This window comes from Pseudarthrobacter humi, from assembly GCF_024294965.1.
Taxonomy (GTDB): Bacteria; Actinomycetota; Actinomycetes; order Actinomycetales; family Micrococcaceae; genus Arthrobacter; species Arthrobacter humi.
This window is the reverse complement of sequence record NZ_JANCLV010000009.1, coordinates 13,464-33,510: the sequence shown is the minus strand read 5'-3', so window position 1 is coordinate 33,510 and position 20,047 is coordinate 13,464. Positions and strand designations below refer to the sequence as shown.

21 protein-coding genes, 2 tRNA genes and 1 other RNA gene are annotated in these 20,047 nt (G+C 65.4%); 11 read left to right on the top strand and 13 right to left on the bottom strand.

The annotated features are described in order from the left end of the window. Positions 1-23: 23 nt before the first annotated feature. Both NFC73_RS13640 and NFC73_RS13635 read right to left on the bottom strand, forming a co-directional pair. On the bottom strand, positions 24-599 hold the full coding sequence (locus NFC73_RS13640) for a DUF6993 domain-containing protein (protein WP_254751042.1): 576 nt from the start codon (positions 597-599) through the stop codon (positions 24-26). 108 nt (positions 600-707) lie between these two features. Continuing rightward, positions 708-1,289, bottom strand: coding sequence for a single-stranded DNA-binding protein (locus NFC73_RS13635; protein ID WP_254751040.1), 582 nt, complete (start codon positions 1,287-1,289; stop codon positions 708-710). 215 nt (positions 1,290-1,504) lie between these two features. On the opposite strand from NFC73_RS13635, the gene NFC73_RS13630 reads away from it, so the two are divergent. Then, positions 1,505-1,577, top strand: a tRNA-Arg gene (locus tag NFC73_RS13630). Positions 1,578-1,686: 109 nt separating this feature from the next. Here NFC73_RS13630 and NFC73_RS13625 read toward each other — a convergent pair. From NFC73_RS13625 to NFC73_RS13615, 3 genes are read right to left on the bottom strand one after another with little or no spacing between them, the layout of a single operon-like run. Continuing rightward, a complete protein-coding gene (locus NFC73_RS13625) occupies positions 1,687-2,544 on the bottom strand; it encodes a sugar phosphate isomerase/epimerase family protein (protein WP_254751038.1) in 858 nt (285 codons plus the stop codon). Next, on the bottom strand, positions 2,541-3,755 hold the full coding sequence (locus NFC73_RS13620; protein WP_254751036.1) for a dihydrodipicolinate synthase family protein: 1,215 nt from the start codon (positions 3,753-3,755) through the stop codon (positions 2,541-2,543). The genes NFC73_RS13625 and NFC73_RS13620 overlap by 4 nt, the downstream gene beginning before the upstream one ends. Further along, positions 3,755-4,924: a Gfo/Idh/MocA family protein gene (locus tag NFC73_RS13615; protein WP_254751034.1), complete on the bottom strand. Its 1,170-nt coding sequence runs from the start codon at positions 4,922-4,924 to the stop codon at positions 3,755-3,757. Before NFC73_RS13615 ends, NFC73_RS13620 begins: the two co-directional genes overlap by 1 nt. Before the next feature lie 178 nt (positions 4,925-5,102). Here NFC73_RS13615 and NFC73_RS13610 point away from each other — a divergent pair, with 178 nt between their 5' ends. Beyond that, the gene (locus NFC73_RS13610; RefSeq protein ID WP_254751032.1) at positions 5,103-6,191 is read left to right on the top strand and encodes a LacI family DNA-binding transcriptional regulator; all 1,089 of its coding nucleotides are present in this window, start codon (positions 5,103-5,105) and stop codon (positions 6,189-6,191) included. A gap of 5 nt (positions 6,192-6,196) precedes the next feature. Next, positions 6,197-6,832, top strand: a complete 636-nt coding sequence (locus tag NFC73_RS13605; RefSeq protein WP_254751030.1) for a GNAT family N-acetyltransferase — start codon at positions 6,197-6,199, stop codon at positions 6,830-6,832. Here the strand turns inward: NFC73_RS13605 and map are convergent. After that, positions 6,819-7,586 carry a type I methionyl aminopeptidase gene (gene map, locus NFC73_RS13600; protein WP_254751028.1) on the bottom strand — a complete coding sequence of 256 codons (768 nt, stop codon included), beginning with the start codon at positions 7,584-7,586 and terminating at the stop codon, positions 6,819-6,821. The two genes, NFC73_RS13605 and map, sit on opposite strands and share 14 nt — an antisense overlap. A 140-nt stretch (positions 7,587-7,726) precedes the next feature. Here map and NFC73_RS13595 point away from each other — a divergent pair, with 140 nt between their 5' ends. Further along, entirely contained in the window at positions 7,727-8,503 is a 777-nt protein-coding gene (locus NFC73_RS13595) for a DNA alkylation repair protein (protein WP_372494656.1), read from the top strand. A 15-nt stretch (positions 8,504-8,518) separates the two neighbouring features. Here the strand turns inward: NFC73_RS13595 and mptB are convergent, their stop codons facing one another. Beyond that, complete coding sequence (gene mptB, locus NFC73_RS13590; protein WP_254751024.1) at positions 8,519-10,075, bottom strand: polyprenol phosphomannose-dependent alpha 1,6 mannosyltransferase MptB; 1,557 nt, start codon at positions 10,073-10,075, stop codon at positions 8,519-8,521. Between the two features lie 161 nt (positions 10,076-10,236). Here mptB and orn point away from each other — a divergent pair, with 161 nt between their 5' ends. The 3 genes from orn (at position 10,237) to def (ending at position 11,760) form a co-directional block, all read left to right on the top strand. Beyond that, entirely contained in the window at positions 10,237-10,869 is a 633-nt protein-coding gene (orn, locus tag NFC73_RS13585) for an oligoribonuclease (protein ID WP_308292686.1), read from the top strand. A 129-nt stretch (positions 10,870-10,998) separates the two neighbouring features. After that, positions 10,999-11,071, top strand: a tRNA-His gene (locus tag NFC73_RS13580). 116 nt (positions 11,072-11,187) lie between these two features. After that, a complete protein-coding gene (gene def / locus NFC73_RS13575) occupies positions 11,188-11,760 on the top strand; it encodes a peptide deformylase (protein ID WP_254751022.1) in 573 nt (190 codons plus the stop codon). Positions 11,761-11,769: 9 nt separating this feature from the next. On the opposite strand, the gene NFC73_RS13570 is transcribed toward def, so the two are convergent. The 4 genes from NFC73_RS13570 to rnpB all read right to left on the bottom strand — a co-directional run bounded on the left by NFC73_RS13570 (position 11,770) and on the right by rnpB (position 15,109). Continuing rightward, positions 11,770-12,567 (bottom strand): HNH endonuclease family protein, encoded by a 798-nt coding sequence (locus tag NFC73_RS13570; protein WP_254751020.1) that lies wholly within the window; start codon positions 12,565-12,567, stop codon positions 11,770-11,772. Positions 12,568-12,694: 127 nt separating this feature from the next. After that, on the bottom strand, positions 12,695-12,898 hold the full coding sequence (locus tag NFC73_RS13565; protein WP_254751017.1) for a hypothetical protein: 204 nt from the start codon (positions 12,896-12,898) through the stop codon (positions 12,695-12,697). A 77-nt stretch (positions 12,899-12,975) separates the two neighbouring features. Next, positions 12,976-14,454, bottom strand: a complete 1,479-nt coding sequence (locus NFC73_RS13560) for a glyceraldehyde-3-phosphate dehydrogenase (RefSeq protein WP_308292685.1) — start codon at positions 14,452-14,454, stop codon at positions 12,976-12,978. Between the two features lie 268 nt (positions 14,455-14,722). Then, positions 14,723-15,109: RNase P RNA component class A (gene rnpB, locus NFC73_RS13555), an RNA gene on the bottom strand. A 57-nt stretch (positions 15,110-15,166) separates the two neighbouring features. Here rnpB and NFC73_RS13550 point away from each other — a divergent pair. Further along, on the top strand, positions 15,167-15,931 hold the full coding sequence (locus NFC73_RS13550; protein ID WP_254751015.1) for a YaaA family protein: 765 nt from the start codon (positions 15,167-15,169) through the stop codon (positions 15,929-15,931). 60 nt (positions 15,932-15,991) lie between these two features. On the opposite strand, the gene NFC73_RS13545 is transcribed toward NFC73_RS13550, so the two are convergent. Both NFC73_RS13545 and NFC73_RS13540 read right to left on the bottom strand, forming a co-directional pair. Beyond that, positions 15,992-16,747 (bottom strand): zinc ribbon domain-containing protein, encoded by a 756-nt coding sequence (locus tag NFC73_RS13545; RefSeq protein ID WP_254751013.1) that lies wholly within the window; start codon positions 16,745-16,747, stop codon positions 15,992-15,994. Positions 16,748-16,870: 123 nt separating this feature from the next. Beyond that, positions 16,871-17,794 (bottom strand): Nif3-like dinuclear metal center hexameric protein, encoded by a 924-nt coding sequence (locus NFC73_RS13540; protein WP_254751011.1) that lies wholly within the window; start codon positions 17,792-17,794, stop codon positions 16,871-16,873. Between the two features lie 99 nt (positions 17,795-17,893). On the opposite strand from NFC73_RS13540, the gene msrA reads away from it, so the two are divergent. From msrA to epsC, 3 genes are all read left to right on the top strand, one after another. Further along, positions 17,894-18,418 (top strand): peptide-methionine (S)-S-oxide reductase MsrA, encoded by a 525-nt coding sequence (gene msrA / locus NFC73_RS13535; protein WP_254751009.1) that lies wholly within the window; start codon positions 17,894-17,896, stop codon positions 18,416-18,418. Between the two features lie 65 nt (positions 18,419-18,483). Next, positions 18,484-19,419 carry a cysteine synthase A gene (gene cysK, locus NFC73_RS13530; RefSeq protein WP_058932137.1) on the top strand — a complete coding sequence of 312 codons (936 nt, stop codon included), beginning with the start codon at positions 18,484-18,486 and terminating at the stop codon, positions 19,417-19,419. A 39-nt stretch (positions 19,420-19,458) separates the two neighbouring features. Then, positions 19,459-20,043, top strand: a complete 585-nt coding sequence (epsC, locus tag NFC73_RS13525; protein WP_252601539.1) for a serine O-acetyltransferase EpsC — start codon at positions 19,459-19,461, stop codon at positions 20,041-20,043. Positions 20,044-20,047 lie beyond the last annotated feature (4 nt).

Genomic DNA, 20,047 nt, shown 5'->3' with positions numbered 1-20,047 from the left:
GGGCTTAACTCACATTCGAGGCGTCAGGCAGCTGCTCCCACGAAACACCTGCCGCTGGCCAGGACCGGCAGAACGATAACTGTGACCTTGCCGTCGCGGACCTGTCCCACCACGCAGTCGGTGCCCTGCAACACAGCGGCCTCAATGGCATCAGCTTCCAGCCCGGTAGGAGTCCGGCTCGCCGATACTTCGAGCGCCGGCGGGGAAACCCCGGCGCCGCTCAGGGCATCGGTCACCTGGGCTGTGGCTGGCTTTGGTGTCCCCGCCGCCAGCTTCCCCAGCGCATCCGTCACAGTCTGTTTCATCGCGACGATGGCCGGATCCTCCGCCGGGGACGTGGCGGCCGGCCGGGTGGAGCCCGCCGTGGCCAGTTCCGTCGGAGCGGCCACTGCCGAGGGGGCGGCCATTTCGCCGGGGGTGGCAGCGCCCTGTCCCGCTCCTGTTGAGGAGCCGCCGGCGCAGGCTGCAAGCGCAAGAACCATCAGGAGGCTTCCGGCGAGCGCCGCGGGCGCCCGTCCGGCAGAGGGCCCATGCCGACGGGAACGGGTGGTCCGGCTGGTGATGGGGGTTGCCTGCCGGTTGTCCGTCGCGCGATTCATGCCGCCATTCTGCCACGCGGCCCAGCCTGGGACGGAACGGTCCCGGCGCGGGCGGACTGCCGGCACCGGGACCGCCCGGGTCCCGTGCGGTATCCAACGCCAGCACTTTCAGACGGTGGCTCCGGCGAGCTCGCCGGTTTCAGCGTCCACCGGAATGTGATTGCCGTCAGCATCCTCGTGGAAGACCCCCAACGCTGCAGCGTCGTCATCCGGATGCTCCCCTTCTTCCGGGTCTCCGCCGTCCTCGTCAGGATCAGCGGGGCCGACGCCGCTGCCTTCCGCTGACGCCACCTGCCCTGCCGCGCCGTTGCCTGAGACGAGGTGCAGTCCGGTGTCGCTGGTACGGATGTAGTTGGCCGAACCACGCTTGAGGTCGTGACCTACGGAATCCGCATCGATTTCGGCCGAATGGTAGACCCGGCCGTCTTTCTCCCAGCTGCGCAGCTTGAGCCGGCCAACGACGATGACGCACTGGCCCTTTTTGATGCTGCAGGCCATGTTCCCGGCCAGCTGACGGTAGCCCTGGACGTTGAACCAGTTGGTGTGGCTGTCCACCCAGGTGCTGGTGGCCCGGTCAAAACGCCGCGCCGTTGAACCGAGGCGGAACGAGGCGGTGCCAACGCCGCCCGGAGTTGTGGAGGTCTTGATATCCGTAGCAACGAAGCCTCGGAACGTTTGGTAGTCAGTCATCATCTTGTCCTGTCTCGAAAGGTAGCGCCTTAGCGGCAGAACCAGCTTCGCGCGGGACGGCCCCGCGCCGCGAGGGACAACTTCGCGTATGTGCACAACCCTGCCTGAAGCCGTCCTGTTGAGGAGAAGTGCTGGCCGCGCGCCAAGGTGACGCCGCCGCACCGTGGGGCCATGTAAACTTTTGATGCGCCGGATCTCTGGTCGTGGCGCCACGTGCCCCAGTAGCTCAGGGGATAGAGCAGCGGCCTTCTAATCCGCCGGTCGGGGGTTCGATTCCCTCCTGGGGCACAAGATGATGAGTTGGCACGTCCTTGACAGATGCGCCCGGTCAGCAAAAAACACCCCGGTCAGCAGACCGGGGTGTTTTTCACTGTGGCTTGTGTGAAATTACCGTTTCTCAGGCGTAAGGCAGGACGAGTTCCGCGTAGCGCTCCTTGACCGTGGACAGGACGACATCGCCATCCGTGTCCCATATCTCCTGGTTGAAGATTTCGACTTCGATGTCGCCGGTGTACCCGGCGTCCCGGACCCAGGTGCCGATGGTGGCGAAGTCTATGACGCCGTCGCCCATGTATCCGCGCGACAGCAGCGGATCCGCGGCGATGGGCATGTTGAAGTCGCACACCTGGTAGGAAGCGATGCGGTCTTCCCTGCCGGCGCGTTCAATCTGCGCCTTCAGCTCCGGATCCCACCAGACGTGGAAGGTGTCGACGGCGACGCCAACATCCTTCGTATCGAACGGGGCCGCGAGGTCCAGGGCCTGTCCCAGGGTGGAGATCAGGGCACGGTCAGCGGCGTACATCGGGTGCAGGGGTTCGAGCACCAGCCGGATCCCGTTCTCGGAGGCGAACGGAACAAGGTCGGCGAGGCGGTCGGCGACGCGCTGGCGGGCAGCCACCACGTCCTTCTCCCCCGGCGCCAGTCCGCCGACCACCAGGAAGAGTTCCCGGGTGTCCAGCGCCGCTGCCTCGAGGATCGCGGCGCGGTTGTCCGCCAGGGCGGCGGCCTGGCCCTCGGCGTCGGGCGCTGTCAGGAAGCCGCCGCGGCACAGGGAGGAGACACGGAGGCCGGCATCCTTGATCAGCTTGGCGGCTTTGTCCAGCCCTGCTTCTTGAACGCGGTCACGCCACGGGCCGATCGACGGGATGCCGGCATTGGCGCAGCCGTCGACGACCTGTGCGAGGGTCCACTTCTTGGTGGTGGCGCTGTTGATCGAAAGCCGCGAAAAAGGGGACGGTTCTGAATTGGATGTCATACTCCCACCCCGTTGATGCGCAGGTAGTCGGACATCCGGAACGCGGCGAGGGCCGGGTCCTTCAGCAGCCCTGCCTGGTCGGCCAGTTCGAAGGTCTTGGCCAAGTGGCAGACGGAGCGGCCGGAGTGCAGGCCGCCCACCATCTGGAAGCCGGGCTGCCTGCCGTTGAGCCAGGACATAAAGGCGATCCCGGTCTTGTAGTAGAACGTGGGGGCGCTGAAGATGTGCTTTCCGAGCTCACGGGTGGAGTCCAGGATGGCGCGCCCTTCAGCACCTTGGCCGGCGTCGTACTTCTGCAGCGCAACCGATGCGGCAGGGTAGATCGCAGCGAAGATGCCCAGCAGCGCGTCCGAGTGGTGGCTGCCGTCCCCGTCGATCAGTTCCGGATAGTTGAAGTCGTCCCCGGTGTAGAGGCGGACGCCCTCCGGAAGGGCGGCGCGCAGGGCAACCTCATGCGAAGCGTCCAGCAGCGAAACCTTCACGCCGTCCACCTTGTCGGCGTGCTCGCGGATCAGCGAGAGGAACGTCTCGGTCGCGGCAGCGACGTCATCCGAACCCCAGTATCCGGCCAGCGCGGGATCGAACATGGTTCCGAGCCAGTGCAGGATGACGGGCTGGTCCACTTCCTGCAGCAGCGTCGAATAGACGCGCAGGTAGTCGTCCGGACCGCTGGCCACGCGAGCCAGCGCCCGTGAAGCCATCAGGATGATCTTGGGTCCGGCTTCACTGACGACGGCGATCTGCTCGCGGTAGGCGTCCAGGACGGCGGCGAGTCCTGCGTGGCCGGTGGGCAGTGTGGCGAGGTCCAGCTGGTCGGTGCCGGCGCCGCACGAGACGAGATCGCGCACAGTCTTGCCGGCGGTGGCGGGGCCACCGGCGCCGACCACCGAAGCGGCCTCCACACCGGTGCGCTTGATGAGCTGCTGGGTTGCGGCCCAGTCCAGGCCCATGCCGCGCTGTGCGGTATCCATGGCATCGGCGACACCGAGCCCGTAAGACCAGAGTTCGTGCCGGTACGCCATGGTGGCGTCCCAGTCGAGGCTTGCCGGGGCACCTGGCGTGTTGTCCGCCAGGACCTCGGGAACGACGTGCGCGGCCGCGTAGGCACGCCGCGACGTGAGCGGGGCGGTAGGGCGGGCCCACGACACGCCGCCCTGGAGGCGGTACTCGCGGGTGCCGCCGTCGTGGGTGGGAAGGATCAGGGAAGTCATCAGAGCGTGATCTCCGGGATGTCGATGGTGCGGCGTTCGTCGTTGGACTGCAGGCCAAGCTCGGCGAGCTGGACGCCGCGGGCGGCGGACAGCAGGCCGAAGCGGTGCTCGCGGCCGGCTACGACATCGCGCAGGAACTCTTCCCACTGCAGCTTGAAGCCGTTATCCAGCTCGGCGTTGGCAGGGACTTCCTGCCACTGGCTGCGGAAGGATTCCGAGACGGGCAGGTCCGGGTTCCAGACGGGCTTGGGGGTATGCGCACGCTGCTGGGCGACGCACTTGTTGAGTCCGGCAACGGCCGAACCGTGCGTGCCGTCGATCTGGAATTCCACAAGCTCGTCGCGGTAGACGCGGACAGCCCAGGAGGAGTTGATCTGGCCGATGACCGGCTCGCCCGCCGGGGTTTCGAGTTCGAAGATGCCGTAGGAGGCGTCGTCAGCGGTGGCCTTGTATTCCTTGCCCGCCTCGTCCCAACGGGCCGGGATGTGGGTGGCGGTCTTGGCGTTGACGCTCTTGACCTTCCCGATGATGCCTTCGAGGACATAGTTCCAGTGGCAGAACATGTCCGTGGTCATGCCGCCGCCGTCTTCCTTGCGGTAGTTCCAGGACGGGCGCTGTGCTGCCTGGACGTCGCCTTCGAAGACCCAGTAGCCGAATTCGCCGCGGATGGAGAGGATGCGGCCGAAGAAGCCTTCGTCCACCAGGCGGCGGAGCTTGACCAGGCCGGGGAGGTACAGCTTGTCGTGCACAACGCCGGCCGTGACACCGGCTTCCTTGCCGATGCGGGCCAGCTCGATGGCTTCCTGCAGAGATTCGGCCGTGGGCTTCTCCGTGAAGATGTGCTTGCCGGCCAGCATGGCCTTCTTCAGCGTGGCGGCACGCAGGCTGGTCATGGAGGCATCAAAGATGATGTCCACCGAAGGATCATTGATCACGGAGTCGAGGTCCGTGGTCCATTCGGCCACCTTGTGGAGCTCGGCGAGCTCACGGATCTTGGCTTCATTGCGGCCCACCAGGATCGGCTCCACCTGGACCTTGGTGCCGTCCTCCAGCGTGAAGCCCCCGGCGTCGCGGATGGGAAGGATGGAACGCAGCAGGTGCTGGCGGTAGCCCATCCGACCGGTAATGCCGTTCATGGCGATACGGATCGTCTTTGTTTCGAAGCCCATGTGTCCTCCACGGTGAGTGAGCAGTGTTACTCAAGGGATATTGGGAAAGCGCATTCCCACTGCCTCCATCATGCACTGCTCGCCTTCGGATTGGCAAGCGCTTTCCCAAAGTATCCCCAAACTGCCATACTGAAAGCGGCGCTAACGGCGCTGAAAGTCTGGACGAACAGGAGAAGTTGTGGCTGCAAGTACCCTCACCGAAGTGGCCCGGCTGGCGGGCGTGTCGCCGGCCACCGCCTCCCGCGTGCTGAACGGCTCCGCCCGGATACCCGGGAAGGATATTGCGGAACGGGTGCGCCAGGCCGCCGAATCCCTCGGCTACATTCCCAACGCCCAGGCGCAGGGGCTGGCCAAGTCCAGTTCGGGGCTGATCGGGCTGATCGTGCATGACATTGCCGATCCGTACTTCGCAGCCATTGCCCGCGGCGTCCAGGATGCCGCGAGGGAACAGCACAAGATGGTGCTGCTGGCCACCACCGAGGGCGCTCCGGACAGTGAGAAGGAAGCCGTGGCTGCCTTTGCCGCACGCCGCGCCGATTCCATCGTGATCGCAGGATCACGGACCTCCCGCGCCGAGGACCTGGGCGGCAACACCGAACTCGCTGCGGAACTGGACCGGTACTGCCGCAACGGCGGCCACGTGGGCGTGATCGGCCACGGGATTGTGGGCGCCGCGGCAGCGGACGGCTACCACGTGGTGAGGGTGCCCAATGAGGAGCTGGCCGCGCAGCTCGCAACTGAACTGGCCGCGTCGCGGGAAGAAGACTTCGTGATCGTCGGCGGCCCGGAAGGGCTGTTCACCTCCGACGACCGGATCCGCGGGTTCCAGCGCGGCCTTGCCAGCGCCGGCCTGCCCGCCGCGGACGTCATCCGCACGCACTTCACCCGTGCGGGCGGCTTCGAGGCCGGCCTCGCCCTGGCTGCACGGATCGCAGCGTCCCAACCCGGGACCGAGGCAAAACGTCTCTGCATCTTTGCCGTCAACGATGTTATGGCCATCGGGGCCGCTGCCGCGCTGCGCTCCCAGGGACTGCGGATCCCGCGCGACGCCGCCGTTGCCGGTTTCGACGATATTGAGACCCTGCGGGATTTCCGGCCGGCCCTCTCCACGGTGCACCTTCCCCTGGAGGAGATCGGACGGCAGGCCGCCAGCAGCGCAGCCGGCCCGTCCGCCGATGATGCCGGATCGCCCCCGATAACCGGCCAGGTCATACTCCGGCGCAGCACCGAAGTGGCACACCCGAGCAGCACCGAGTCGGTGGCCTGACCAGCATGACGGATGGGCCCGCCCCCGGCCTGACGACGGCCGCGGCGCAGTGGAACGGCGTCGAGCGCTTGTTCAGCCGCCCCGGCGAGCCGTCCCGCTGCTGGTGCCGCTTCTTTGCCCTCACCGGTCCGGAGTACTCCGCGCTGGGGCCGGCCGCCCGCAAGGCACAGTTGAAGGAAAGGTTCGACGGCGGCTCCCCGGCCCCCGGCGTCCTCGCCTTTGTCGACGGTCAGCCCGCAGGCTGGTGTGCCGTGGAGCCACGGACCTGTTATCCCCGAGTGCTTCGCTCCCGCATGCTTCGGCAAGCGGAGGAACCAGGGCCGCCCGATTCCGAAACAGCTTCACCGGATGCGGCCGGCGGGGTGTGGTCAGTGACCTGCTTTGTGGTCGCCGCCCGCCACCGCCGGAGCGGTGTGGCAGCCGCGCTGCTGCGCGCCGCCGTCGAGCATGCCCGGCTCAATGGTGCCGACGTTGTGGAAGGCTACCCGGTGGACCGCGAGCAGCGGCCCAAAGCAGGACCCGCGGACCTTTACCACGGCACGCTGAACCTCTTCCTGCGCGCCGGGTTCACCGTGGTCAGCAGCGCCGTCCCGGGGCGGGCCGTGGTGCGCCTGAGCCTCACCGGACCTAAGGGAGCGTAAGGATCAGCGGGCCATCGGCAGTGATGGCCACTGTGTGTTCGCTGTGGGCAGCCCGGCGGCCGTTGGCGGAACGCAGCGTCCATCCGTCGTCATCCTGGTAGTAGTCGTCCTTGCGGCCCAGGATCAGCATGGGCTCGATGGCGATGACCAGCCCCTCGGTGAGCTTGATCCCCCGCCCCGGCCTGCCATCGTTGGGCACCGGCGGTTCGGCGTGCATGGTGCTGCCGATCCCGTGGCCGCCGTGGTCAGCCAGCAGACCGTAGCCCGCCCGCCGCGCGGCGCCGCCGATCGCGTAGGCAAGATCGCCCATTTTGTTGCCGATCCGGGCTGCCTCGATCCCACGGGCCAAGGCGGCATCCGTAGCATCAATGAGGGCCTGGTCCACAGGATCGGGTGTTCCCACAATGAAACTGACGGCGGCATCGCCGCACCAGCCCTCCAGGAATGCCCCGCAATCCACGCTGAGCAGGTCACCGTCCTGGAGTTTGTAGCCGTCGGGGATTCCGTGGACCACGGCGTCGTTCACACTTGTGCAGATCACGCCGGGAAACGGAACTGCGGCCCAGCGCGGGTGATAGTCCAGGAAGGCCGGTGTGGCTCCCGCCGTGGCAATCGTCTCGGCGGCCAGCGCATCGAGGTCACGCAGGGTGACACCCACTCCGGCGGCCTCACGCACCGCCGCCAGCGTATTGGCCACCACCCGCCCGGCTTCGCGCATGAGCGCAATCTGCTCGGGAGTCTTGATCATGGACATGCAGGGAACCTCCGACGTCGGGTGGCACGGTTCACGGGAACGTGCAGTTTGTCTGGTCCCACTCTAGAGCCGTCCGGCTGAGGATGGACCCGCCGACATACACGCCGCCGGCACCTCGCTAAAGTTGCACCATGGACCGAATGTCGCCGAATGACGAATCGCTGGACACGGAGGCAACGGTCACGGAAGCTCCGGCCACGGAGACTCCGAACCGCGAGTTGCTGGATGCCGTGCGCGCGGCGCTGCGGGAGCGGACGGACCCGCTGCGGGCCACTGGCGCGCAGGCGTATATGAAGTCCACTCTGCCGTCGCTGGGTGTCAGGGTCCCGGAAGTCAGGCGGCTGGCGCTGGCCGCTGCTTCCGTCCATCCCGTGACGTCGGCAGGCGAGCTCCGGGCCACGGTGCTCGAACTCTGGCGCGGCTCCACAGTACGCGAGGAACGCTATGCGGCCATTGACCTGACCAGCCTCCGGTTGGTGGCCCGTGACCAGCTGATGCTCCCTGTCTATGAGGAGATCATCCGCACCGGCGCGTGGTGGGATTACGCGGATGGGGTGTCGCAGCGTATCGGAGGGCTTCTTCAGGCCCACCGGCCCATGATGACCGAACTCCTGCTGGCATGGAGTACAGACCAGGACTTCTGGATCAGGCGGTCGGCCATCACCTCGCAGTTGAAGGCCAAGGCAAGCACCGATCAGGACCTGCTGCGGGCTGTCATTGAGCCGAACCTGGCGGACCCGGAGTTCTTTATCCGGAAGGCCATTGGCTGGGCGCTTCGTGAATACGCCAAAACGGATCCGGAGTGGGTACACGATTTCGTGGTGGAAAAGGGCACGCGGTTGAGTCCGCTGTCCCGGAAGGAAGCCTTGCGGCACCTGGAACAGGGCACGACGGCGGGAATCACCGGCGCCGGATAACCGCGCCTGCGGAGACTAGATAACAGGGCGTTCGGTCACCGGTTCGGCCGACTTCCGGAACAGCCTCTTGGTGTCCGGATCCATGAAGATCAGGTACATGGCAAAAAGCAGGCCGGTAATCGCCGCCGCGAAGCGGGCCAGCACCAGGGCAAGTCCCAGGTCCTCGGTCTGGAGGTAGGGAAATACCTCCAGCTGGTCAGAAATGGCGTAAATCATGAAGAACGACACGATGAAATACAGGGCCTTGACCTGCCAGTCATTGCGGATGCCTGTCACCGCGAACAACGGGATGAGCCACACCACGTACCAGGCCTGGATCATCGGCGCCAGCACCACGATGGCCGCAAAACCCAAGGTGAGACGGCGGATCAGCCGTTCATGCTCGCCCCTGAAGATCTGGAAGGCGACGATGCCAACCGCAAGCAGTTTTCCGGCGTCGAACACCCAGTCGGCGAGCGTCCACCCGTCAAGGCCGAAGGCGTTCGAAACGGAAGCGACCACCAGCCCCACCAAGCCCACCGGCGCGTACCAAATGAAGAGGCTGCCAGGGGCGGACAGCCCATTGATCCAGCCGAAGCCGAACCCGTTGACGAGGCTCAGTCCGTACAGAATGGCCAGGCTCAGCCCTCCGGTCAGTCCCCAGAACAGGAATTTCCGCGGCCAGCCGGCGTTCTTGCCTGCCCAGATCAGGCCGATGAACGGCAGGAAAACGATGGTGATGGGCTTGACGGCGATGGAAAGGGTGACGAGGACTATGCCCAGCACCACGCGCCTGGTGGCCGCGTAGTACAGCCCGGCAAGGGCCAACCCGATCATGAGGGCATCGTTGTGGACGCTGGCGATGAAGTTGGTGAGGAACAGGGGGTTGGCCGCGGTGAGCCACAAGGCGCGGTGCGGATTGACGCCGTGAAGCTCGGCCAGCTTGGGGACGTAGATGACACAGAGGACCACACCAAACAGCGCCACGAGCCTGAAAAGCATCACGCTGGCCTCGGGCTGGACGTTGGTGGACCAGACCACAAACTGCTCGATCCACAGAAACAGCTGGCCGTACGGCACGGGAGCTTCAGTCCACTGTTTGTCGGCGCCAAGCTGGAAATAGTTGGACAACGCCGAGATGCCGTTCTCGTAGGGGTTGAACCCCTCCACCATCAGCCTGCCCTGACCAATGTAGGCATACACGTCGCGGCTGAAGAGCGGGACGGTGAACATCAACGGCAGGCCCCATGCTGCGATGGCCTGCAGTGTTGCCTTTCGCGCCGCCGGCCCCCATACGCGGACCCGCTGGCCGAGCCTCAGCCAGGAGCGGACCAGGAGCATGCCGCCTACCGCAACCAGCACGATGGCCAGGGCAACGCCGATGGCCTCCGTCCGCATCCAGATAAAGATCGGTACGCGGCGGAGTTCGGAAACGGGGGCCAGCCAGCCGACGCCGAGGGATCCGAACACCATAAGGACCGAGCCGACAAGACCGGCAAGGATGGGGGACCTGGCGTTATCCACTTCTGCCGCACCGGGCTCCGGGATCACGCTGGCCGCCATCTCCCCCGTTGCAGGCACAGGCGCCGTCATCTCAGGATCGTCCAATCTCTTTACACTCGGCGCTTCAGTCCCGCGGGCGGAGGTGGCCGCCGGGGCGCGCAGGCACAGCACAGCGGCAAAATCCTCGCCCCCATGTACCCGAAATCCTAGCATCGGACGGTTGCGCCGGAGCTAAACGGTAGGCTGGTCCGGTGCCTATATCTAACGAACGCATCGTCTGGATCGACTGCGAAATGACCGGCCTGGACATCAAAACCGACGCCCTGATCGAGGTGGCGGCGCTGGTGACGGACTCAGAGCTCAACATTCTCGGCGACGGCGTGGACGTGGTGATCAAGCCTGAGGATGCTGCCCTCGCCCAGATGAACGACTTCGTGAGGGACATGCACACCCGGTCCGGGCTGCTCAAGGAACTGCCGCACGGCAAGACCATGGCCGAGGCCGAAGCCGCCGTGATGGAATACATCGAAAAGTGGGTGCCGGACCCGCGCAAGGCACCGCTGGGCGGCAACTCCGTGGGGACCGACCGCGTCTTCCTATCCCGCGACATGCCGGCCGTTGTGGAGCACCTGCATTACCGCGTGATCGACGTGAGCACCATTAAGGAACTCTCCCGCCGCTGGTTCGCCCGGGCCTACTTCCAGTCCCCCGCCAAGAAGGGCGGCCACCGCGCCCTGGGTGACATCCAGGATTCCATCGACGAGCTCCGCTACTACCGCGAGGCGGTTTTCGTTCCGGCTCCTGGGCCTGACAGCGCCACCGCCCGCGAAGTCGCCCAGCGCATCACTGCCTCGCCGGGCACAGCAGGCATTCCGAAAGAGTAATCTGCGCCACGTTTGGCGGAAATTTTCGCAAAAACCCCAAAAGTGGCGCACGCACCCTCAAACAGCAGGTAAGCTATTTGAGTTGCCTTTCCAGAGCACCGGACCACCGGGAAATCTGTGGGGCACATGGTGGGCTTAGCTCAGTTGGCAGAGCGCCTGGTTGTGGTCCAGGAGGTCGCGGGTTCAACCCCCGTAGCTCACCCTCATAGGGCGGCAGTAAAAGCCGCCCATTTGGAGGCCGTACCGGATATCCGGTACGGCCTCCATTTTTTTGCATAACCGCCGGCGCCACGCCGCACGCACGAAGGGCCGCCTGACATGACAGTTCTGCCAATCACCGTCTGGGGTGAACCGGTGCTGCACCGCCGCGCCGCCGAGGTGGAGGTTTTCGACGACGAACTGCGCACCCTGATCGCGGACATGTTTGAAACCAACGAGGCGGCCAACGGCGTGGGCCTGGCGGCGCCGCAGGTCGGTGTGGGCAAAAGAATCTTTGTGTACAAGTACGCCAATGACGACGGCGCTCCGCCCGTCGGGGTCCTGGTAAACCCGGTACTGACCCTGTCCAAGATCTCCGGCGCGCTGCCGGACCCTGAGGAAGAGGAAGAGGGCTGCCTCTCCTTCCCCGGCGGCGCATACCCGCTCAAGCGTGCGGAGTGGGCGCGGGTGGAAGGATTTGACGGCTATGGGCACCCGGTGGAGTTTGAAGCGACCGGATGGTTCGCACGGGTTATCCAGCACGAATACGACCACCTCGACGGAAAGCTCTACGTCAACCGGCTGATTGACCGCTATGCACGAAAGGCCATGAAACTGGCCAAGAAGAGCGGCTGGGGTGTGCCCGGCCTGACGTGGATGCCCGGCGTGGATCCGGACCCGTTCGGCCACTGAGCCGACGCATTACCTCGCGGTAATCGTTGGCTGGTCCGGGCAGGAGTCCAGGACGCGCTTCATCGCATCCTTCTCCGGCTGCGTGACCCACAGCCCATAGGACACCTTCACCGAGATCTGGCGGGCCACGTAGTGGCAGCGGATGTTCTTGTTCTTCGGCAGCCAGGTGGCGGCGTCGCTTGCGCTCTTCTGCTGATTTGCAGGACCGTCCGCGGCGATGAGGTTTATCGGATCGTTGGCCAGGCTCTGGCGCTGCTGCGCGGTCAGCCCCTGTGCGCCTTTCTGCCACGCGTCACCGAGCGCCACGACGTGATCGATCTGGATTTCCTTGCTGCTTTCCGGGCCACGCCGGAACTCCACGGCTTTGCCCGTGTACGGCTCATGGATGGACCCTGACACTACCTTGCATTTAGACCCCTCCGTGAAGCCCACAGCGGTGAGGTCCCTGCGGAGGATGTCGTTGCGGGTGTCGCAGCCGTTCCGGTCCACGTCCAGCCAAGCCTGCCCGAAGGCCTCCCGCTGGTAGTTGTCCTTGGGGGCCCGTCCCTTGACGGCAAGCCGCTCGAGGGCGTCCAGGGCACTCCCCTGCGGTACAGCATGCACAGGGACCACGGGTTTCATCCAGGTCCCATCGTAAACAGGCGCCTCGCGGGGCCCGGCGATTGCCGGTTCTGCCGCTGCGAACTGGCCCGCGGTGAAAAACCACACCACGGCGCCCGCTGCGGACAGTGCCAGCACGGCCAGGAGGGCCCAGGCCTGCCTCGAGCGGCGGCGGGAACGGCGGTAGGCACGCCAGCTGACGGTCATGGGCAACCGGCTCTTCCGGAAATGTAATGCACCAGACGAGCCTAGGCCACCCCCCCCTGACACCCATGCGGTTATCCACAATGGGGAGGACGAGTGGCCCGGGTGATCCGCCGACTGCTATGGCCGGCTACTGCTCCCGGGCTACCCGGCGCAGGTCTTCTTCGGCAACTTGGAGGAGCCCTTCGAGCTGGCGCACACGGTCGTCGCCGACGTCGCCGGAAGCCCGGGAGGCGCGGGCCTGCTCCAGGAGCCTGATGGCTTCTTTGTGGTTGGCCCTGGCAACGTCGAGGGCGTGTTCAAGGGTGGTCTCGTGGAGAGTTTCGTTATCCATGCCACCAGTGTGGTCCCGATTCCCGGCTGATTCCAGCGAATCAGCCGGGAATGTAGGGCAGCCAGCCCGCAAACTGCCTAGACGGCGATTGCGGCCAAGGCAGCAGCGGCTTCCTTGGCGGGGAAGGACGGCGGGTTGACCCCGGCCATCTCTTCCATGACCCGGACTACCTGGCAGCTGTAGCCGAACTCGTTGTCGTACCAGACGTAGAGGATGACGTTCTTGTCATTGGAGATCGTGGCGAGGCCGTCCACGATGCCGGCACGGCGCGACCCGACGAAATCGGTGGAAACAACCTCCGGCGAATCGATGTAGTCGATCTGCTTGCGCAGGTCCGAATGCAGGGACATCTGGCGCAGGTAGTCGTTCACCTCATCCTTCGTGGTGCCGTTCTCCAGGCTCAGGTTCAGGATGGCCAGCGAAACGTCCGGCGTGGGGACGCGGATGGAACTTCCCGTGAGCTTGCCCAACAGCTCGGGCAGCGCTTTCGCCACAGCGGTGGCCGCACCGGTTTCCGTGATGACCATGTTCAGCGCTGCGGAGCGGCCGCGGCGGTCGCCCTTATGGAAGTTGTCGATGAGGTTCTGGTCGTTGGTGAAGGAGTGGACGGTTTCCACGTGGCCGTGGATCACACCGAACTTGTCGTTGATGGCCTTCAGGACCGGGGTGATGGCGTTGGTGGTGCATGAGGCTGCGGAAACGATCTGGTCCGTATCCTCGATCGTGCCGTGGTTGATGCCGTGCACGATGTTCTTCAGATTGCCCTTGCCCGGGGCGGTGAGGAGAACGCGGGCAACACCCTTGCTCTGCAGGTGCTGCGACAGGCCCTCGGCGTCGCGCCAGCGGCCCGTGTTGTCCACCACCAGGGCGTCGTGGATGCCGTAGGCGGTGTAGTCGATCGTGGAGGGGTTGTCCGAGTAGATGACCTGGACCTGGACGCCGTTGGCGGTGATGGTGTTGGCGTCCTCGTCCACGCGGATGGTTCCCTCGAAGGAGCCGTGGACCGAGTCGCGGCGGAGGAGGCTGGCGCGCTTGGTGAGGTCCTTGTCCGAGCCGCGGCGAACCACGATGGCGCGCAGGCGCAGGCCGTGGCCGCCGCCGGCCTTTTCGATGAGGAGGCGGGCCAGGAGGCGGCCGATCCGGCCAAAGCCGTACAGTACGACGTCGGTGCTGGTGCGGTCATCGCCGCCACGCTTGCCGACTACCTCGGCAAGCTCGGCGCGGAGGAACTCTTCCAGGGTGGCGCCGTCGCCTTCTGCCTTGAACTTCTCTGCGAGGCGGGCGACGTCGATCGCCGCTGCACCCAGCTCCAGCTGAGCCAGGATGTTCAGCAGCGGTGCGGTCTCTTCGAGCAGCAGCTCGGTGTTGCTCATGCGGCGGGCGAAACGGTGCGCCTTGAGGATGTTCATGGTGGACTTGTTGATCAGGCTGCGGCCGTGAATGCTGGTCACCACGTTGTTTTCGCGGTACAGCCGGCCAATCACCGGAATCATGGCCTCGGCGAGAGCCTCCCGGCCCATCCACGTATCAAGACAAGAATCTGACGTCTGGCTCACAGAACTACCTTCCTCGGTTCAGCCGCATACGTCGTCGTACGCGGTTGGCGGCCACCTGATGTTGTCCAGGGGCTCTGGCACCGGCAGGATGCGGTCCATCCCGGGTGCCGTGGAGAAGCGTAAAGAAAAGCCACCGGCTGCGAACGCAGACCCGGCGGCAGAACTTCTACGTTCGCTCTCTATTCTAGGCTGGAGCGACACCGCGGACCGCCGCAACCGGCGTGAAATCACTCACATGCGGGGAGGGTCGGTGCCCGGCGGGTGGTGTTGGATGGGTTGACCGATACGCCGGGTTCTGTGCTCCCGTGCCGTTACCAGCGCGGGAGTAGCGGCCATCCATCTACGGACGCCGTTGCCGACGCCCTCCAGCGGCCTACCCGGACACTCGGGCGGGCAGCCCTCAAACGTGTCCTGTCTGGCCTTGCTCCGGGTGGGGTTTACCTAGCCTTCCCGGTCACCCGGGAAGCTGGTGGTCTCTTACACCACCGTTTCACCCTTACCTGCTGAGCCTCCGTTGCCGGAAGACACAGGCGGTCTGTTCTCTGTGGCACTGGCCTGCGGGTTACCCCGAGTGGGCGTTACCCACCACCCTGCCCTGCGGAGCCCGGACGTTCCTCGAGCCACTTGCGTGACGCGCGGCCGCCTGGTCAACCCATCCGCAGCCCAGTCTACCGCCGGTGGAGGGCACCGCCGTCGCCGGTAGGATCGTACGGTGCTGATTCTGCTTCCCCCCTCCGAAGGCAAGACCCCCGCAGTCCGCGGGTCCGCCGTCGACTGGCCGTCACTGAGCTTTCCGGAACTCAACACCTACCGGGCCAAGGTCCTGGAGTCGCTGGGGACGGTGAGTGCGCATGAGGATGCCCTCGCGTTGCTGGGCGTCGGTGCCTCGCTGCAGGACGACGTCGAACGCAACACCCGGCTCGACGCCGAACCGGCGGCCCCTGCGCACCAGATCTATTCGGGCGTTCTGTACGACGCCCTCGGCTACAAAACGCTGACCCCGGCGCAGCGCCGTAAGGCCGATGGTTCCGTGCTGGTGATCTCGGCCCTGTGGGGTGCCATCCGCTTCGCCGACCGGGTGCCCGCATACCGGCTGTCGATGGGAACGGCACTGCCCGACGTCGGCCGCCTCGCCTCGTTCTGGAAGCCGCAGCTTTCGGAAGCCCTCACGGAGTTCGTGTCCGGGCATCTGCTCGTGGACTGCCGGTCCAGCACGTATGCCGTGGCATGGGCACCACCGCCGGCTCAGACGGTGGCCGTCAACGTGTTCACCGAGGTCAACGGGGCGCGCAAGGTGGTCAGCCACTTCGCGAAGCACACGCGCGGCGAGCTCGCACGGCACCTGCTGGCCCGCCGCGGCAACGCCCCGCAGACCCCGGTACAGCTGCTGAAGGCCGCGCGCGAGAAATGGGACGCGGAGTTGGTTGACGGTTCAGCGCGGAAGCCGCACGCCCTGAACATTATCCTTCCCAACTGAGTCGCAGCAGATGTCGGTATGGGCGCCCATAGCGACATCTGCTGCGACCTACATGGGCTGCTAGGCAGTTGGGGCGGGGGTGTTCCACTCGGCGGAGCGCACCAGGATGGCGCCGGAATCCGGGCAGAACACGATGTCGTCGTCGGAGGCGGCCTTGATCTCGGCGAGGTCTCCAGGGCTCAGCTTCATTCCTGAGGCCTCGGAGGTTCCGTGGAACAACCGTGCGGCGCCCACTCCACGCTTAGCGAGCGTCTTTTCGTAAATTGCCAGCATCCCGGCGTCGAGTCCTTCAGCGAATTCGGCGCGCTTGCCGCGGACAACGGCGGCTTCGGCGGCCACCTCGGCCAGGGCCTCATCGAGTTCGGCCCGGATGCCGCCGAAAGAGCCCTGGACGTTGTCCACGATGAGCTGCTGGGCCGCCTGCCGTTCGCGCAAGGAATCCAGGCGTTCCAGGACTTCCAGCTCCACGTCCTCAAGGTCGGAGCGGCGTTTGTTGAGGGAGGCGATGTCCTTCTGCAGTGCCACGAGGTCCTTTGACAGCCCCGTGCCGCTGTTGAGCCGGGCTTCGTCGCGTGCGATGCGGGAGGCTACCTGTTCGACGTCGGCCTCGGCCCGCTTCAGCTCGGCTTCGGCGTCATGGACGGCCATCTTGGCGGAGCCGAGTTCACCGTTGGCGACGGACAATGCTGATTGCAGGTCCTCGATCCGGGGATCGGTTTCCAGGGCGCGACGGCGGTTGGAGAGGGACTTGAGCTTTGCGTCCAGCCCCTGCAGTTCGAGCAACTTCAACTGTTCCGCCGGTGCTGCCTTGGCCACTATTTACCTCCGCTAAATCCAATCCGGCCGAAGCCGGGCACCGTATCGGCGCTGTATAGACTCTAGCGCCTGGCGTGCTCCCCTGCCTCGCTCCGCTCACCCAGGGCCCCTCGCACGCCAGGCTCAGCCCGGAGTCAGAATGAAGTCCCACGGATCGCTGTTGGTGGTGCTTACCTGGATCTCGACGTCGTGGCCCTGGTCGGCGAGCACATTGCCCAGTGCGGACGCAGCTGCAGGCAGCCAGAGCCATTCGCTGGCGAAGTGCGAGACGTCAATCAGGTACGGCCGGCCGTTCACTGCCGCTTCGCGGGCTTCGGACGCCGGGTGGTGCCGGAGGTCGGCGGTGACATAGACGTCGGCGTTGTTGGCCCGCACCTCGTTGAACAGGGAATCCCCCGCCCCGCCGCAAACCGCAATACGCCGCACCAGCCCATCCTTATCCCCGGACACGCGGACTCCCCCGGCCACCGACGGCAGGATGCCGAACACCCTGGCCGCGAAGTCGCCCAGGCTCATCACGTCCGCCAGATCACCCACGCGTCCGATGCCTTCCTCCGGCAGGCCGTTCGCGGCAACCGTCAGCGGGACAACGCCCTCCAGTCCCAGCGCATCAGCCAGGACGTCGGAAACGCCCCCGACGGCGGAATCACCGTTGGTGTGGACGGTCAGGAGTGCGGTGCCGGACTCGATGAGACGGTGGATGGCCTGCCCTTTGGCAGTGGTGGCGGCTACCGACGTGACGCCCTTGAGGAGCAAGGGGTGGTGGGTGATCAGGAGCTCGGCACCCCATTCCACCGCTTCCTCGATTACCGTAAGCGTGGGATCAACGGCGAACATCACCCGGCTCACGGGCGCTGAGGGGTGGCCGGCCACGAGCCCTACTTCGTCCCAGTTTTCGGCCAGTGACTCGGGCCAGAGTTCCTCTACCGCCAGCAGCACCTGGCCCAGCGTGGGAGCAGCCGGACCAGCCGCTGCAGCGTCCTCCCCCGTACGGGAGCCGTCGTCGTGCTTGCCCGCATCTGTCACGCCGGTGTCTGCAGATTCCATAGTCTCAGTTTTACCCCATCCGGCCGTTTGCCCGGCATCATTCAAAGTCTCGTAGGGTGGTCAGGGAATCATCCGGCGCGCTCAACCATTGAAGAGGTCATGAAAACTTTTGTTCTTGGCGGGGGCTGCTTCTGGTGCCTTGATGCTGTCTACCAGAAAACCAAGGGAGTCTCCTCGGTGATTTCCGGCTACACAGGCGGCCATGACCCCCGGCCGGACTACTACTCCGTCTGCGGCGGAACCACGGGCCACGCTGAGGTCGTGGCGGTCACCTTCGACGAGTCCGTCATCCCGGCCGAGGTCATCCTGGACATGTTCTTCGCGCTGCACGATCCCACCACGCTCAACCGCCAGGGCTACGACGTGGGCACCCAGTACCGTTCGTCCATGTTCTATGAGACCACCGAGGAGAAGATTCTCTTCGAGGAAGCCATTGAACGGAACCAGGCGCTGTGGTCGCACCCGATTGTGACCGAGGTCAGCCGGCTGTCACGGTTCCATGTGGCGGAGGACGTCCACCAGGACTATTACGCCAAGTACCCCGAGCAGGGCTACTGCCAGGTAATCATCAATCCGAAGCTCGCGAAGGCCAGGAAATATTACTCTGCATGGCTTAATGCTTAGCAGCGGCTGCTCAGCCATCGTTAGGCTGACCTCAGCATTCACTCTTGAGAGATAGGCATATCTACATGGCACGGATCTATGACGATGTAACGCAGCTGGTCGGCGGCACTCCGCTGGTCCGCCTGAACCGGCTCACCGAGGGCCTGGGCGCCACTGTGGCCGTCAAGCTGGAGTTCTACAACCCGGCCAACAGCGTCAAGGACCGCATCGGCGTGGCCATCGTTGACGCCGCCGAGAAGTCCGGCGCCCTCAAGCCCGGCGGCACCATCGTCGAAGGTACTTCCGGCAACACCGGCATCGCCCTGGCCATGGTGGGCGCTGCCCGCGGCTACAAGGTCATCCTGACCATGCCCGAGACCATGTCCACCGAGCGCCGCGTTATGCTGCGTGCGTTCGGTGCCGAGATTGTGCTGACCCCGGGTTCCGAGGGCATGCGCGGCGCCGTGGAAAAGGCCCAGGAAATCGTGGCCAACACGGAGAACTCCATCTGGGCCCAGCAGTTCGCCAACGAGGCCAACCCTGAGATCCACCGCACCACCACCGCCGAGGAAATCTGGTCCGACACCGACGGCAAGGTGGACATCTTCGTCGCCGGAATCGGCACTGGCGGAACCGTCACCGGCGTCGGCCAGGTCCTGAAGGAACGCAATCCTGACGTCCAGATTGTGGCCATCGAGCCGAAGGACTCCGCAATCCTGAACGGCGGCGCTCCCGGGCCGCATAAGATCCAGGGCATCGGTGCGAACTTCATCCCGGAAATCCTGGACACCAACGTTTACGACGAAGTACTGGACGCCACCCTGGAGGATTCCGTCCGCGTCGCCCGTGAACTCGGCGTCAAGGAAGGCATCCTCGGCGGCATCTCCTCCGGCGCCATCGTCTGGGGTGCCCTGGAACTGGCCAAGCGTCCGGAGAATGCCGGCAAGCTGATCGTGGCGGTTGTCTGCGACTTCGGTGAGCGTTACATCTCCACCGTGCTCTATGACGACATCCGCGGCTGATCAGTCCGTTGTCGCCCCGTTTACTGTAGAAAGAACTTTGTGGGCTTTTTCGCAAGACTGAAGGAAGACCTCGACGCCGCCCGGTCACACGACCCGGCGGCGCGAGGTTCTTTTGAGAATTTTTTCGCCTATTCGGGGCTGCACGCCATCTGGATCCACCGGCTGACGCACCGCATGTGGCAGAGCCCGGGGCTGCGGTTCCCGGCGCGGCTGGTGTCGCAGCTGGGCCGCTTCCTGACCGGAATCGAGATCCACCCCGGCGCCACGATCGGCCGGCGCTTCTTCATCGACCACGGCATGGGTGTGGTCATCGGCGAGACCGCCGAAATCGGCGAAGACGTGATGATCTATCACGGCGTCACGCTGGGCGGCCGCTCCCTGGCCAAGGTCAAGCGCCACCCCACCATTGAGGACCGGGTCACCATCGGTGCCGGGGCCAAGATCCTGGGACCCATCACCATCGGCCGGGACAGCGCCGTGGGCGCCAACGCCGTGGTGGTCAAGGACGCGCCGCCGGAATCGATTGTCACCGGGGTGCCTGCCAAGTGGCGCCACCGCGACGCCCAGCGCGAAACCAAACCCGCAGTGGATCCGGCCGAGTACGACATCGAATACCGGATCTGATCCG